Raw genomic sequence first — 15,928 nt, 5'->3', positions numbered from 1 at the left:
GGCAGAGCTATTTCATCCACACACGAACATGGACTGGCTGACCCGGACTGATCGAGCGAACGTACATACGAATAAAGCGCACCTGAGTCGCACCCATATCCGTTGTTTTCACTTGGCCAGCATCATAGTGACCATCAAGCCCAAAAACCTGCGAGCCCCACAAGATATGCGAAATAATATCAAAGCGATCGATGTAACCTGCATTATCCATTTGCACACGCACTTGCGAATAAGTTCCGGGGTTGTGAATCAAGACATCGCGATAAGAGGGCGATTGTTCTGTCGCAAGATACGAGGCAACTTGAGTCCAACTGGCATCAGCATCTGCCTCAGCGTGAGCAACAGCACCGATGAATAATGTCGCGAATAGGCCTAGAATGATTTTTTGCATGATTTCTCCTTATAATGCTTGGTAGGCAAAGGAGTGCACACGCACAACCGCATCCTCCGTATAAAGACCTAAAGCACCGGCCTGGTCATAAAGAGACTCTGGCATTTGCCTACCACGATAATCAATGATCTCTTCCCCATTCTTATACACTTGAAAATGATCTTGTTCCTTTACAATGATGAAAGTGGCGCGCTCGCCAATTTTCAACGGAACAGCTTCATCTGTTTTTAAGAATTGCTGACCGATCTCTTGATAGACGCGACCTAATTCAGCGCCCGAGTTTGGCTTTAAGATAAAATAGTTCGCGGTTTTTTCTTTACCAGCACCTTGTTGATAGTTTCCGAAGAACCAGAACACTTCCCAATCATTCGGAGTTGACGAGCGAAGCTGCTTTTCCGTCGTTACTTCAATTTTTACGGCATAATTTTTTAAAGGCTTTTGAATTGTGTCTTTCAACAACAAAAGGGCGGCAAAAGTTTGGGCCGATGTCGACGCTGTCTGAGGTTGAAAGATCAAATCACCTTTTCCATCGGGGCTGAACTGAATTTTTCCTCCGCCATCGTACTTCACGATCCAGCGATCCTCTGTCAAAGGCACCACAGTCATATTATAAGTACGATTTATTCCACTCACTTTTGGCCTTTTGTGAATGCAACCGGATAGAAAAGCTAATAAAGGGATCAGAAAAAGGAGTCTCATGAGGATATTTTGATAAAAAAAATCCCGGGGAGCAACATTACTGTCACTCCCCGGGCCCTGCTCACCACCAAACAAGATGTAAAATTAAGTCATCAAGTTGTCGTACAAGTTGCAATCAAGCTGTTATCAAAAGCTGATGGCGGCTTTAGTCGCTAAACCAAATGTAAAATCATTACTCAAGTTGTCGTTACCGTTCTTCCATGCTTGACCCGGGAACAACAATCCCACCTGATTCAACCACTGAATGCGTTCACTTGGTTTGTAAATCAGAGAGATATCCCATTCTAGGCCTAAATCTTTTTTCGCATCAACAGAATTTTGCACGGTGTTCAACAATTGCGCATAAACCAGCGTGTTCTTCAAATCAAACCTGTCATTCCATGCATAAGTCACAGTCGGTGCAAGATAGAAAGCATTGCTGATACTTTCATCGTCCGCTGAATTTCCAACGCTCAAATTCGTTGAATCTTTAACTGTGTTTGTTTGGAAGAAATCTTTTTGACCGAGTCGATGATTAAACATCAACATCGCAACGTCATAGTTTTTATTGAAAGCATAACCGCCAAAGTTTGTAGAGTTGGCGTCATCACCTGTTGCCATACCTAATTTGACAACCCAGTCCCATTTAGATTCGGCACGAGGGAAGTACAATTCAGCAGCGATACCATATCCGGTCAAACGAACATCATCATTTGCAGTCGTCACAAGACCTGTTTCACCTTGAAGAAATGCAGCTTCCAGTTTGAAACCAAAAGAATCCCAACCACGTCCCAAAACGAAGCCAGTTGATGTCTCATTCAAGTCAGTTCCAACATGATCACCGCCGTAAGCAGAGATCTGGTCAGCTGTGTAGCCCAGAACCGAGTTATTAGCCGCACCTTTTCTTTGCTCCATAAAAACACCGATCAAAGATTTATTTTCGGTGTTTTCATATTGAAGTTGAACTGCCGCTGTGCTGATTGAGTTCCCTTGGCCAAAACCTTGGGACTGCATGCGACCCAACATTGGCATCAAGAACCAGTCACCCACGACAATTTTGTACGCCACTAGATCACGAGTATCAAACCAGTGATCGAACATGCCACGACCTGCGCTGTAGTTTATGCCAAGACCGAATTCCAATGGAACACGACCCACCATCAAAGCACCGAACTCTTGATTCACAGTAAGATACAATTGATTTACACGAATTGAAGCACTGCCATCATTGTTTGAAGTTGCTGCTGACGAATTGTCATTTAAACCCCAAATCATACCCAATTGAGAGTTTGGATAAAGTGTGTTGCTGAAAACATCAAAGCGAGATGTGATGTTAATACCATCGGCAGCGATGATTTTTGGGCTCAAGTACAACTCATTCAAGCCATAAGCTTTTCTGTCAGTTGGAGTTCCCAAAGAAGGTTTATCAATCTCTGTCCATTCAGTACGGTAACCACCGCTCCAGTCCAAAGACATCGCTCCAGCAGTGGAGGATACCATGGCAATGGAAAGACCCAAAAATTTGATCCATTTTGCGTTCAACATTGTTTTCCCTTTATTTAGCTACCACGCCCATCACGTCGCCTTCGCGAATGATAATGAGGTCTTCATTTTGAATTTTGATTTTAGAACCTGCGTACTCAGAGAAAACAACTTTGTCTCCGAGTTGTACGTCCATAGGACGAAGATGGCCTTTTTTGCTGACGTGACCACGACCTACAGAAACAACAACACCTTGAAGATTGCCCGAAGTGTCTGCTACCGTATCAGGGATATACAAACCACCTGCGGTCATTTTTTCGGCGCCGGAAAGTTGAATGATCAAACGATCATCTAACGGCGTTACAAAATCACTCAAATCCAAAACTTTCGTTGGCTCAGAAGACTTCAGCAAGTGCTGCTTCGCAGGAGTTGCTGCCTTAACAGGAGCAGACTTCTTCGTAGCAGGGGCCTTCATCGCTTTTTTTGGTGAAGCTTTAGCTGAAGATTTCTTTGCAGAAGTTTTCGCAACAGCCTTTTTTGCGGCAACGGGCTTCGCTGCTTTCTTAACTGCGGCTTTTTTCGCAACAGTTTTTTTAACTGCTTTTTTGGGAGTTGCTTTCTTTGTTACGGTTTTCTTTTTCGGAGCGGCTTTAGCCTTTTTGGTTTGCTTAGCAGAAGATTTCTTCTTAGCCACAAACGTTCCTTTCACTCAAATCGAACTCTGGAATTTTCATCATCGACTCGAACAGAGTTTCGTACTACGCTACATGTATGTTGCGACCACGATTAAAGACTATTTTAATTTGTTTTACAATCCTTGTGACGCTTGTAATCATCGCGGGGCTTGGGATTGGCGTCTATTCTTACTTCTCTCTTGAAAAAGAGATGACTCAAAAACTAGAGTCAAAAAAGTTCTTAATTCCGACGGAGTACTATGCAGCTCCGCCTACTTTCACAGCACGCACTCTGGTCAAGATCGAAAATCTCGAGTCACAATTCGTGAAAGAAGGTTATCGCCGTCGTAATTACGATCAACGTTTGCTTCCAGGCGATTATTTTATTGCAACTCGTGAAGAATGCAGTGCTCGATTGCAAGTTCCTTTGAACGACGATCAACAGCAATGCTTCGGTTGGGTGAATCAAGATGTGTCCACAAGCCAGATTGATAACTCTATTCAAGTTTTGGTATTGCAAAAGGATAATCTGATTTCACAAGTGTTCGTCGGTGCTCCTTTCCACGAAGTTCCTTCCCTCACAGGTGAGGCCCCCCTTCTTGCCCAATATATTGGCAATGAACCTTTAATGCAGAAGACAGTGACATTGGGTGAGATTCCTCCGATGTGCTCGAACGCGGTCATGTCCATCGAAGATTCACAATTCCTTGAACATGGAGGAGTCAGTTACAAAGGCATCTTCCGTGCCCTCCTAAAAAATCTCACTCATGGACGCACGGCCCAAGGAGGAAGTACCATCACTCAACAGTTGGTGAAAAACTACTTCCTCACAAGTGAACGCACTTTGAAAAGAAAATTTCAAGAGTTCGTGATGTCGATCCTGCTTGAATCACGATTCAGCAAAGACGAAATCTTGGAAACTTATTTGAACATCATTTATATGGGCCAAAATGGATCTTTCCAAATCCGTGGTTATGGCGCAGCCTCTCGCTATTATTTCGACAAAGATGTTAGTGACATGAACTTAAGTGAGTGTTCTTTACTTGCTGCCATCGTCAATAGCCCGGGGCTTTACAATCCATTCAAAAAACCAGTGAATGCTGAACGCCGTAGGCATCTTGTTCTTCAAAAAATGCAGGAACTTCAATTTATTTCTGCCGAACAAATGAACGAAGCCGATCGCGTTCCACTCCCAAGTGCTCCAGTGACATTGGCCACTGAAACGGCACCTTACTATTTAGACGCCGTTCGCAAACAAATGGATGCGATGAAAATGTCGCCTGAGGGAATGAAAATCTACACGGCTTTAGACCTTGAGGCCCAACAAGTCGCTCAAGAATCCCTGCGTGATCATCTTTCTCGTCTAGAAAAAGAAAACAAGTACATCAAAAGCCTTAAAGACAAAGGTAACAGCATCGAAGGTAGCGTTCTTGTCGGGGACAACAAAACCGGTCTCGTAAAAGTTGCAGTCGGCGGTCGTAATTACCGCATGACTCAGTTCAATCGCGCCGTCGACGGCCATCGCCAAGTGGGCTCTATCATGAAGCCCTTCGTTTATTTGACGGCTTTGATGAACGACACACCTGAAGGAAAACCGTATACTCCGATTACTTTGGTAAAAGACGAAAAGTTCACAACGAAGTACGAAGGTCAGTCTTGGTCTCCGGATAATTACGGCCACAAATATTTCGGAACGGTTCCGATGTTCTATGCTTTGAAAAACTCTTTGAATGCAGCAACAGCTTCATTGGGTATTTCTGTAGGATTGGGAAATATCGTCGATATCGCTCACAAAATGGGAGTGGAATCAGAACTTAAAACATTCCCATCGGTCACTTTGGGTGCATTTGAGATGTATCCGAAAGAAGTTTTGCAAAGCTACATGACCTTGGCTTCCTTGGGTCGCAAATCCAACATTTCATTCATTCGCAAAGTCTTGAATTCAGACAATGCCGAAATTTTCGTTTACGATCCAAAACCAGAACAAGTTGAGGACCCTGCAACTGTTTCAAGCCTTGTCAGCATGATGAAGCAAACCGTTATTTCGGGAACGGCCCGCGCAGTGACAACAAGTGGTTTCTTAAATCCTGCCGCAGGTAAAACAGGTACAACCAGTGACAATAAAGATGCGTGGTTCGGAGGTTTTACTCCGTATCTGACAACTGTTGTCTGGGTTGGTTACGATAACAATATCCCTCATCGCTTGACAGGAACAAGTGGAGCTTTGCCAGTATGGATCAGCTTCATGAAACAAATCGGCACGCGCTATCCGCCAGATGATTTCCCTTGGCCGGAAGGCACAGTGAAAGTCACTTTGGACGAAAAAACTCTCGGAGCTCTAAATGCGTTGCAAACTCCGACAGATCCAAAAACAGTTGAGTTGATATTTAGAAAAGGAACCGAACCTTAGAGTTTGATCTCAAGGCCTTCGTGTGCGAAATCCCACTTTATTTCCTTGATCGGCTCGCTATTTTCCGCAGCTTGAGCCGTCAAGGATTCATAGTATTCGCGAGTTTGGCGTTTTAATTCCATCACATGTTCAGTGCGAGCGCCGGGATCATGATGGGCAAATAAAACTTGCGGAATTCCTTCGCGCAAAGCGATCTCTAAGCCTACTTGAGCGGCACTGTGTCCCCAGTTTGCTTTTTCAGCCAACTCAGGCAACGTGTATTGCGCATCGAAATACATCAAATCGATATTCTGATATAAAGGAAGATCCGGCCCTAGCTCTTCCGGTGTCACACGAGTTCCCTCGGTATCCACACAGTGAGCATAAGTTTTTCCACCAGCTTCAACTTTATAACCCCAACAAGGATCTGGATGATCGAGCTGAAATGGAGTGATCGAGAAATCACCCACGTTGATAGTTTTGCGAGGCTCTAGAACATGGAAATGAATCTTAGCTTTCAAACCTTCAAATGGAATTGGAAAGTAAGGTTTCTTGAAAATTCCACGAATCATCTCTTCAAGATTTGACTGAACTGCATAGTAATGAATTTCAGTCCCAGGAATAAAATGTGGCGTAAAAAATGGCAGACCAATCACATGGTCCCAATGGAAGTGGGTCATGAAAATATGGAAAGGACCTTTAGCAGGTCCTGCATTTCCTCTCATCAAAGCTTCAGAAAAAGTTCTGATACCACTGCCGCCATCGATAAGAATTTGAGATTTTCCGCTTTTCACTTCCACGCATGTTGTAGCAGTTCCGTATCCGCCAACAAGGGCAACGTCACTTGCCTGAATATACTTAGAAACTTGAGAAAGATCGCGATAACCCTGCGAGAAGAAGTTTCGAATAACTCCTTCTATATGATAGGTCCATTCCATCGGTGTAGGAGCAGAAGGAAGTGATCCCCGAACGCCCCAGAATTTAACTGCGAATGACATAGAGCTTGCAGGATAACAGCGAAAAAACATGATACAAACACATATTATTCGGCCTCCGTTTTATCGTAATTTACGACGATAAAATCAGACCTAGGTATTGCCTGACAAGTACGCACCACTCGAGACTCTGAAGAGTCCTCGGTCGTCTCACCCACTTCAATGAAAGCACGACAAGTCCCACAACTTCCTTCAAGACAGGAATATGGAGGATCCACCCGAGCGATGAGAGCGATATCCAAAAGACTTCGTCCTTCCTCAGCTTCAACTTCTGTCTCTCTATCGGCGTTGATAAATTTGATTTTCATAAACTCGAAACAGCCCTCTTGAAACAGAGTATCTGTAAGGCACCCCAATTGCATCATATTCACGCATATTCTGGAGGCTATTTTATGAAGTTTAAAAATCAACTTATCGGCATGTCATTGTCTGCGGGGCTCATTTTGGGCACTTCTGCATCAGCTTTAGCCGGTGGATTGGACTTCCTCGAGCCCGCAAAAGTTGCTCAAAAGGTGAAAAATATCATAGCAAAACAGAAGATTGGCGGGACCGTTAATGTTGTCAATGCCGAGGTTTTCGACGGCCTTTCAGCAGCCATAAAATACAAAATCCAGTCTGAGCCTTCTTATGTTGACGGGTATTATACACGCTTGGATCAATATACCATCGATCTTAACGCAAACCCGGGCGATTTGATCAACGGAAACGATTTGCCTCTTGGCTTTTCCATCGACAACACCTCAGAAATCATTTTTGCCCGCCAGTTCAAAAAGCAATCTGAGTCTTTGACAGCTCTTCCTTATGGCCCGAAAAATCTGCCTTTGTCTGCTCACGAAGCTATTAAAAATTTGAACCCAGGTGACTTCGTTGCGTTAACGGGAAATCTTTCTTTGGTTCTTTCATTGAATGCAAGTGCTCCACTCGCAGGGGTTGGGGCTGCGACAGGCTCTACTCACGTTTATATTTCAGGTGAATTCCTTATTCACACATTCCGTATGCCGAACAATAAACTTCGCTTAAAATTGATCGCGATTCGCGGCAAAGGACTTGGCGCCAACGCAGGTCTTTCTTTCGATAACTTCAAAATCGTTGGTTTAAAAGTCGTCGACAATAAAATCAAAAGCCTCATCAACGTTGATCCTCTGACTCTTGGAGCAAGCAAAGATTCAAATGCGTTGTTCATGTTGGATTACGTTTTCGATCTGGATAATCCACAAGCAGCTCAGGCTTACGATGATCTCGTTCACAAAAAAATGCGCGTAAAAGATTTGGCTTTTGTAAGTCCTGTCGGCAACAGCCAAGAACTTAAGGACTCTGTTTTAACGGACCTTTCAGAGGTTGAAGATATCGTAGCTGAAGATCATAATCTTCCAGCGGAGCAACGTCGTGTGGACCGCATTTTCAAAGGCTCCAATGACTCTATCAGCACCGATAGTTCCTTCAAATTCGGTTTGAATGTTCTTCGTTTCGAAGCTGGTTCGACATACGCACAAAATAAAGTTGTGCATGTGGATCGTGATGAAAAAGAGCAGAAATACATTCTTGATACATTTCAATCCTCCAAAAAACTAAAGGTTATCTTCGGCCTTTTCGGTGATGAATCAGCAATCTCGACAAATATGCTTTTCTCTTCTGATGATCAGTGGGGAATTCATGATTTTGTAGCAATGACGTTAGGTCGTGAGATCAAAATGAAAAACGTTTCGAAGCATGACTTTCAACAAATTCAAGAGCACGTAAAATCAGTAATTCCCGCTTCTGAATACGCGAAGATCGACTGGAAGCACTGGGACTTTTCTAGAGCCGCTCGCGTGAATGGCTACTTTAAAAATGAAATTTTCTTCCATCCAGACACGATCAATGCTTTACCAAAGCTTGATTATCAAATGGCTTACACCCGCTTGTATAACTTCATCAAAGCAAGTGGATATCCAAAGGTAGCACCTCACGAGACAAGTCCTTATGGTGACGCTGATCAGGAAGTAGGCCTGGATCGTTGGGACCGCGACATCAGATACATCGCGAGCCAACTTGCAGTCATTTTCAATACTCAGGAAAAGGCCGAGGTACGCTACAACTCTTTCAAAAATTTGAAAGACTTCCCGCTATGGCAAGAATACGCGGGTGGCTTCCTGGTCTCTCTTATTCCAGCGGATCGCCGTGCTACTTTGATGTCGTATGAAATGACTTTCTCTGCGAAGGGTGTTGATACAATTTCTTTCCGCTTCGGAAACTTCCAACAAGAGGAACTTTATAAATCCCTTATGTACATCCAGCGCGTCATCACAGATCGCTCTTTCGACCTGCGCTTGTACACAGATGAAAACGGCGAGTTCAAAGTCCACTAAGATCTTTTGGACGAATCTGTAAAAAGTGCATTTTGACCCCAGAAAAGCCTTAATTTTCTGGGGTTTAGCCCACTTTTAGCCCTAAAATTCATGGCCCATCCTTTGCACATCTACCCTGCTGGTGACGAAGGGGTACCAGAATGCAATTGCGCAGACACAAAGACATCATCGCTTTTAAAACAGGGACGAACTCCCTGCCGGTGGCGTTTCATGCTCGCAATCTGGAAGTAGCTCAGGTTTCTGAAGAAACTTGGGCATCGATGGCCCCAACAACATTCGACAACGGTTTCGTGATGAATATGGAATCTTACGAAGCTGGCGTGGATGCAAGCGCTCTTGAAGCCCTTGAATCATGGAATCAAGAACATAATCAAGAAGCCCGCACAAGCAGCCTTAAATTCGGCATTCGCAGTCTTACTTTGAACGTCACGCAAATCTGCAATTTGCACTGCACTTATTGCGCTGCTGGCGGGGATGGCACTTACGGAGATCCGATCGCGCGCATCTCCGTAGAAAAGACTTTGCCGCAAATTCAATACTTCATGAATAAGCTTAAAAAGGGGGAAACCTTCCACATCACCTTCTTGGGTGGCGAACCTTTGCTCTACCCTGAAGCAATTAAGTTGATCGCAGATTATGTGAACATCATAGCGGCAGAAAAAAATCTTCGCTCTGATTTCAACGTCATAACCAACGCGACATTAGTGAACGATAAAAATATCGAGCTTCTGGCTTCAATCAAATCTTCGATCACTGTCAGCATCGACGGACCGGCCGAGACTCATGATTTAGCTCGTCCACAAAAAAATGGCGAAGGTTCCGCGAAAGCGACAATTGCGGGTCTTAAGAAAATTCTTTCTCGTAAAAACGACTTGGGTCGTATTCTTTTGCATGCGGTTTTCAGCCGCCAAAATCTTGAAGTGGAAAAAGCGTATCGCTTCTTCTGCGAATTCAATGCAGATGCTTACGAATTCACATTCGACGTGACGGAGTCAGACTTTGAAGCCAACCGCAAGTTCATGTCTGAAATGACTCGTGTTGCAGAAATCGCTTACGCTCGTGGTGGTGAAGCAGAGCTTCGCAAGATCACTCTCTTTGATGGCTACTTCAGAGCTCTTGATCAACAGATCAGAACTGAGAACTACTGCGGAACTGGCAAGTCTCTTTTGAGCCTTGATTCTAATAACAAGCTTTACTCTTGCCCTCTTGAGGTGGGTAAGAAAAACGAACTCTTGGGTGAAGCTCAAGATCTCAATATGGCTGCACTTGAAAAGTTGCAAAGTCCATTGATTGAGAAAAATAACTGCCAAAGCTGCTGGGCTCGACACCTGTGCGGCGGCGGTTGTCTTTTTGTCCATAAATCGCTCACAGGCGACAAGCATAAGAAGCATGTGAGTTTTTGTGAAAGAACTAGATATTTGATTAGCCTGACGCTTTCATATTATGAAAGAAGCCGAGGGTAGAAAGGTGCTTATGACAGACAATAAACACATCAAGAAAGTAGCTCCAAAGAAAACTCAGTCTACGGAAGTAAAAGAGGCCGCTCCTCACGGTTGCATTCCTCTAGCTGGAACCTAGTTTCCTTCAACAACCAAACGTATTGAGGTAACTGAAAGCATGTCTCTTCCTCCCTCCCTTGAAGAGCAAACCGTAACAGGGCAACGTCGTCGTTATGCCTTTATTGCACTGCGAGTCTTATTGGCTTCAGTGATTGCTTTCTTTTTGTCTCAGATCAAATTGGATTATCTCGAAGGTTTCTTCTATGACCTTCGCGTCCGCACAAGAGCGACTCAACCTACTTCTGGCAACATCGATCTTGTTCTGCTTGATTCCAATAGCATTCAAAAATTAAAAAGTGATATCACAGCTCCGATGCTAGCGGATTTGCTTGAAAAATTAAAAACTCAAGCTCCCCGTTACATCGTCTTGGATATTCGTCTTGAAGAGCTTAAGGGCACTCTTGAGGAAAAGAAAAAGCTCGCTGACATCGCGTCTCACATTCCTGGACTTTACGTTGTCAGTAACGACCTGGCTTTAAAGGGCGAAGAAAATTCGCTGACTTTAATTTACCCGTTCGAAAAAGTTCCGGTAGCTTCGGCTCCGAAAACATCTGACGTAAAAATCTTTGCGAAAGACAACGTCACTCGTCGCATGCTGGTTTCTTACCAAGATCAACCTTTGTTCCATGCGAAAGTTGCTGGTACTTACAATCCTGAAGTTTTAGATCTTAAAAAAATCCGTGGTCAGTTTGAATTTGCAGGTTCTCAACAGGCTTATATCGATTTCAGACCGGCAGGTACATATCCTCGTCATTCGTTCGCTGAAGTTTTAGATGCGAATCTTCCGATGGGTGCTTTCCACGATAAAATCGTGATCGTGGGATTGGATACAGCGCAAACCTCTCGTGACTATGTTTTGACTCCGTATTCTCGAGATATCATGGCGATGCCTTCTGCTGAAATGCACGCCAATATGTTTGATACAATGATTTTGAATTCAGCTCCGCGCATGGCTCCGACCTGGTTGAATGCAGCGCTGATCCTTTTGATTTCTATCCTGACAATTCACGTGGTCCTAAGCATGAAGCCAACCCGTGGGCTTTTACTTCTGGGTGAAACTTTGTTAGGTTTCTCGGTTCTTTGTTATGTGGCGTTCTGGCCCTTCGGTCTTTGGATCTCCATGGCGGCACCCGTGCTGGCGATCTTCCTGTGCTATTACTTCTTCATCCCATATCGTCTGATCGTCGAAAACCGCCGCAGCTGGGAATACTATCAAAAGAATAAACTTTTAAGCCAAGTTGAAGAACTAAAGACAAACTTCATCTCGATGATGTCCCATGACTTGAAAACGCCGATTGCGCGCATTCAAGGGATGACGGACGTGATTCTTTCGGATTCTTCCGTTCATTTAAGCTCTCAGCAGCGTGAGGCTGTTGATACAATCAAACATTCTTCCGATGATCTTTTAAAGTTTATCAGTGCGATTCTTAATTATGGTCGTATTGAAAGTGAAGGAGTGCAACTTCACCTTCAAAGTAAAGACATCAATAATATTCTTCAGGAAGTCATTCGGAAGCATGAGTTCCTGGCGAAAGTGAAACGCATTCAAATCGTGTCAGAGTTGGAACCGATGTTCCCAATTCCAATGGATGCGGATCTTATGAAACAGGTTCTTTCAAATCTGGTTGAGAATGCGATCAAGTATTCTCCAGAAGACACGAAAATCATGGTCAGCAGCGAGGAAAAGGACAGTCATGTCGTGATCCAAGTTGCCGACCAGGGGCCCGGCATTCCAGCCGACGAGCTTCCTAATATCTTTATGAAATTTTTTAGAAGCAAAAATGCCAAGAGTTCACCTATTAAGGGTTCGGGGTTAGGGCTCTACTTGGCTAAATATTTTACAGAACTCCACAAGGGAAGCATATCTGTGGAATCTAATGATGGAAATGGTTCCACTTTTACGGTAGAACTGCCTATCGAGCAGGGGGGTATGAATGCTTAAGGTATTGGTTGTTGATGATGATCAGGGGCTAAGACTTTCTGTTAAATCCGCACTCGCAGTCACGCAGCGTTTTGAAATCGATGAAGCCTTCGATGGCGTTAATGCGATGGAGAAAATCAAAGCGGGTGATAAAAATTATGACCTTGTGATTCTTGATGTCGACATGCCTCGCATGAACGGCCTCGAGGCTCTTCGCCAAATCAAAGAATTCAATCCGGGCACCATTGTTATCATCATGACAGCTCACGCGAATCTGAACGATGCGATTCAGGCCGTAAAAGATGGTGCTTATAACTATCTTGCTAAACCTGTCGCTTCTGATGATCTTCTTGCTTTGATCGACAAAGCTGTGAATGCTCACAATTTAATTTCAAACATCGCCGCTTCTGCCCCAGTGATGGTTGAAGCCGGTCGCAAAATCATCGGCCACACTTCACAAATGCAGAAGGTGTTCAACATCATCCACCGTCTTGCAAAAGTTGATACTCCTGTTTTGATTCGCGGTGCTTCTGGTACGGGTAAAGAGCTTGTCGCAAAGGCGATCCATTTCAACTCGGCTCGCAAAGACGAAAAGTTTGTTGCAATCAACTGCTCCGCTATTCCAGAAAATCTTTTCGAATCTGAATTGTTCGGCCACGAGAAAGGTTCTTTCACAGGTGCTGATCAACGTAAGATCGGTAAATTCCAATTCGCTGAAGGCGGCACTTTGTTCCTCGACGAAGTTGGCGATATGCCTCAACTGATGCAAGTTAAAATCTTGCGTGTTCTTCAAGAGAAAGTGTTTACGCCTGTTGGTTCTAACCGTGAATTCCCAGCCAACGTTCGTATCATCGCTGCCACAAACCGTCCTTTGGAAGATATGATCAAAGCCGGGACTTTCCGCGAAGACTTGTTCTATCGCTTGAACGTTGTTCCTATATTCTTGCCTGCTTTGGCAGAGCGCAAAGATGATATGGAGCACATGGTGAACATCTTTGTTAAGAAGTTCAACCAAGCTCATGGCAAGCGCATCAATGGCATTGCTCCGGACGCAATGGCTGTTTTGAAAAAACATTCTTGGCCAGGAAACATTCGTGAACTTGAAAACGTGATCGAACACGCTTTCGTTCTTGAGATGAGCAACATCATCACCATCGCTTCGTTGCCAGAATCTTTATTGATTGCGACAGGTACAAACTTGATCGATGTTCCGCCAGTGATGGAAACGGCTGCAACAGTGGCTTCTGCAGGTGTTTCTGCGGCAGCAACTGCACACTCTGGATTAGGTGACGATGACGACGCTGATATGGGTGCTGATTCAGATGACTCAGATAGTGATGAAATCGTTCCTTATTCTGGTGGTGAAAGTCTTGATTTCAATGCCCAGAAGGAAGCCTTCGAGAAGGAATTTATCATCAAGGCTTTGAAAACGTTCCGTGGGCGTATTAACCAAACAGCGCTTCACGCGAACATTCCTAAAAAGACGCTTCTTCGGAAGATTGAAAAGTACGGTATTAACGCTAAAGACTACGCGAACTAAAAAAAGCCCGGAGATCCCGGGCTTTTTCTTTTTAAAATCTTGAACAGAATTCTGTCGCAATCGGCAATGTCACAAAATAAATATTTGATTGATCGAATATCATGCGCGCACGGAATGTCGATTGCTTGCCGTTCAACGTTGTCTCGTCCAAGCGTGATGTCGTAAATCCTAAAGATGGAATTTTATTTTTCTGGTCGACGGCATTCACAGAACCCTGGCAGGAAATCAACCACTCATCCGGTGAACCAATTGTGCACTTCTCGCGAGGCCAGTGATATTCGTAAGAATCTCCGAGTCCCTTCAAATCATCACTTTGCATTTTCAAAAATGGGATCGAACTTTGTCCAACCGTCTCCATCTGTGGCATGTAGCTGTATCCCATCGGATTGATGACTTTTAGAATAATCTCTTTTTCATTCCAGGAAATCATCATCTGTGTGTCGTGGGGATTCGGTTGACAGGCAATACCTTTTGCAAAGCTCTGCATCGGTAACAGTGTCAGTGACAATAACAGGACTTGTAGAAAGTGTTTCATCGAAAATTCCTCGCAGATTCTATTGTCCCGCGAGGCTTCAGTGAAATTGCAAGAAAAACTGTTTGTGATTTTTTATTTTTCCGCAGCGCCTCTAGTTTTGTAATTCAAATTTGCTGTCCGTATCTAGTGATGCACATTTTTTGTGCACGAATAGTTTTTAAATTTTGCGGTCATCACGTTGACTCGCATTCTTGAACTCTGTAGTTTCAGCTCCTCGTCGCGGAGATAAAACACACATGACTATGAACCCGTTGCCACCACAGGCATACACCAAAGAGATCCTGCTCAAGGCCTATCAATGGCTTATGAGTCAGAACTCTTCTATCAAGGAGATCGCTACGACTCCTGATATTTTGGTGAGCTTGTACCTTAAGGCAACTCGCGATGGTGACAGTGCTTTGGAGCGTCCAAGTATTCAGAACTTCAAGAATGAATTGAAGAGCTTAGCTGGGATGATGGGCGAGTTAGACCGCCCAAATCAGAGTCATATGGGAGCAACGGCCGCGGGCCCTGCTACTATGTCAGCCTCAGCAAGTATGGCGACGATGACGGCCACCGCTCATACGGCTCCGACGATGGCTCATGGTCAGATGACTTTGCCTCACCAGAATGTGGCTCCGACGCCTGCTGTTCAGCCGCAAACTCATCAAGTTTCTTATACAGAAAAGACTGTGACAGCCACAACATCGCGCCCTGCGGAACTTTTAGAGGCTTTTGACTGTGGAACTCGCCTGATGATTCAGGAAGTCAAAGAAGAGTTCAACCTCAGTTCTGACCTGGAAGCCCTTCGTATGTTGATCAAAATCGGCTATGTGAAGGCGAAAGGCATGCTGAAATAGTTTAAATTCTTGAGGAATTTGAACTATCGTGCGATTCTCCACCTCTAGAGGCATCCATGAAGAAAAAATACATCTGGTTAATTGCTATTGCTGGCTTTTTGATCGCTTTGGATCAGCTTGTGAAGCTTTATATTCATACACACTTCCACTTGGGTGAATCCCTTGTTGTGATTCCGAACTTCTTCAATCTAACTTATGTAAGAAACTTCGGTGCAGCTTTTGGCTTCTTGGCGGAAAGTCATCCATCGTTCCGTGAGTTGTTCTTTTTATCAATGCCACCCATCGCCTTAGTTATTATCTTAGGCATCTTGCGTGGAGTGAAAGACACCGACACAAAACAGGTTATTGCACTATCGAGCATCTTTGGTGGCGCCATTGGAAACTATGTTGATCGTTTGCGCTTCCGCTATGTGATCGACTTCTTGGATTTCCATGTCGGTCGCTGGAGCTGGCCAGCCTTCAACATCGCCGATATGGCGATCGTGGGCGGGGTCGGTTTGTTGCTCTTGTTGATGTTCGTGGAAAATAAGAAAAAAGAGAAAACGGAAGGCGCTGCATAGGCGCCTTTTTCATTTCG

At 44.3% G+C, this 15,928-nt stretch carries 14 protein-coding genes; 7 read left to right on the top strand and 7 right to left on the bottom strand.

The genetic code is table 11. The annotated features are described in order from the left end of the window. Positions 1-7 precede the first annotated feature (7 nt). The 4 genes from VF412_RS01065 to VF412_RS01050 all read right to left on the bottom strand — a co-directional run bounded on the left by VF412_RS01065 (position 8) and on the right by VF412_RS01050 (position 3,260). Entirely contained in the window at positions 8-391 is a 384-nt protein-coding gene (locus VF412_RS01065) for a hypothetical protein (RefSeq protein ID WP_331337337.1), read from the bottom strand. Positions 392-400: 9 nt separating this feature from the next. After that, positions 401-1,024: a hypothetical protein gene (locus VF412_RS01060; RefSeq protein WP_331337336.1), complete on the bottom strand. Its 624-nt coding sequence runs from the start codon at positions 1,022-1,024 to the stop codon at positions 401-403. Between the two features lie 192 nt (positions 1,025-1,216). Next, complete coding sequence (locus tag VF412_RS01055) at positions 1,217-2,614, bottom strand: hypothetical protein (protein ID WP_331337335.1); 1,398 nt, start codon at positions 2,612-2,614, stop codon at positions 1,217-1,219. A 10-nt stretch (positions 2,615-2,624) separates the two neighbouring features. After that, a complete protein-coding gene (locus tag VF412_RS01050) occupies positions 2,625-3,260 on the bottom strand; it encodes a co-chaperone GroES (protein WP_331337334.1) in 636 nt (211 codons plus the stop codon). Positions 3,261-3,370: 110 nt separating this feature from the next. On the opposite strand from VF412_RS01050, the gene VF412_RS01045 reads away from it, so the two are divergent. Next, positions 3,371-5,635 (top strand): PBP1A family penicillin-binding protein, encoded by a 2,265-nt coding sequence (locus VF412_RS01045; protein ID WP_331337333.1) that lies wholly within the window; start codon positions 3,371-3,373, stop codon positions 5,633-5,635. On the opposite strand, the gene VF412_RS01040 is transcribed toward VF412_RS01045, so the two are convergent. Next, positions 5,632-6,612, bottom strand: coding sequence for an MBL fold metallo-hydrolase (locus VF412_RS01040; RefSeq protein ID WP_331337332.1), 981 nt, complete (start codon positions 6,610-6,612; stop codon positions 5,632-5,634). The two genes, VF412_RS01045 and VF412_RS01040, sit on opposite strands and share 4 nt — an antisense overlap. A 44-nt stretch (positions 6,613-6,656) precedes the next feature. Next, a complete protein-coding gene (locus tag VF412_RS01035) occupies positions 6,657-6,917 on the bottom strand; it encodes a 2Fe-2S iron-sulfur cluster binding domain-containing protein (protein WP_331337331.1) in 261 nt (86 codons plus the stop codon). Between the two features lie 84 nt (positions 6,918-7,001). Here VF412_RS01035 and VF412_RS01030 point away from each other — a divergent pair, with 84 nt between their 5' ends. The 4 genes from VF412_RS01030 (at position 7,002) to VF412_RS01015 (ending at position 13,977) form a co-directional block, all read left to right on the top strand. Beyond that, entirely contained in the window at positions 7,002-8,957 is a 1,956-nt protein-coding gene (locus VF412_RS01030) for a hypothetical protein (protein ID WP_331337330.1), read from the top strand. A 140-nt stretch (positions 8,958-9,097) separates the two neighbouring features. Beyond that, a complete protein-coding gene (locus VF412_RS01025) occupies positions 9,098-10,420 on the top strand; it encodes a radical SAM/SPASM domain-containing protein (protein WP_331337329.1) in 1,323 nt (440 codons plus the stop codon). A 154-nt stretch (positions 10,421-10,574) separates the two neighbouring features. After that, positions 10,575-12,458: a CHASE2 domain-containing protein gene (locus VF412_RS01020; RefSeq protein ID WP_331337328.1), complete on the top strand. Its 1,884-nt coding sequence runs from the start codon at positions 10,575-10,577 to the stop codon at positions 12,456-12,458. Further along, positions 12,451-13,977 (top strand): sigma-54 dependent transcriptional regulator, encoded by a 1,527-nt coding sequence (locus tag VF412_RS01015; RefSeq protein ID WP_331337327.1) that lies wholly within the window; start codon positions 12,451-12,453, stop codon positions 13,975-13,977. Before VF412_RS01020 ends, VF412_RS01015 begins: the two co-directional genes overlap by 8 nt. Before the next feature lie 31 nt (positions 13,978-14,008). Here VF412_RS01015 and VF412_RS01010 read toward each other — a convergent pair whose 3' ends face one another. Beyond that, positions 14,009-14,512 carry a hypothetical protein gene (locus VF412_RS01010; RefSeq protein WP_331337326.1) on the bottom strand — a complete coding sequence of 168 codons (504 nt, stop codon included), beginning with the start codon at positions 14,510-14,512 and terminating at the stop codon, positions 14,009-14,011. 236 nt (positions 14,513-14,748) lie between these two features. Here VF412_RS01010 and VF412_RS01005 point away from each other — a divergent pair, with 236 nt between their 5' ends. Continuing rightward, positions 14,749-15,351, top strand: a complete 603-nt coding sequence (locus VF412_RS01005) for a hypothetical protein (protein ID WP_331337325.1) — start codon at positions 14,749-14,751, stop codon at positions 15,349-15,351. 56 nt (positions 15,352-15,407) lie between these two features. Further along, the gene (gene lspA / locus VF412_RS01000) at positions 15,408-15,911 is read left to right on the top strand and encodes a signal peptidase II (protein ID WP_331337324.1); all 504 of its coding nucleotides are present in this window, start codon (positions 15,408-15,410) and stop codon (positions 15,909-15,911) included. Positions 15,912-15,928 lie beyond the last annotated feature (17 nt).

Source organism: Bdellovibrio sp., assembly GCF_036384735.1.
In the GTDB taxonomy this organism is placed as follows: Bacteria; Bdellovibrionota; Bdellovibrionia; order Bdellovibrionales; family Bdellovibrionaceae; genus Bdellovibrio.
The sequence above is the reverse complement of the archived record's forward strand: the minus strand, read 5'-3'. Positions and strand labels throughout refer to the sequence as shown.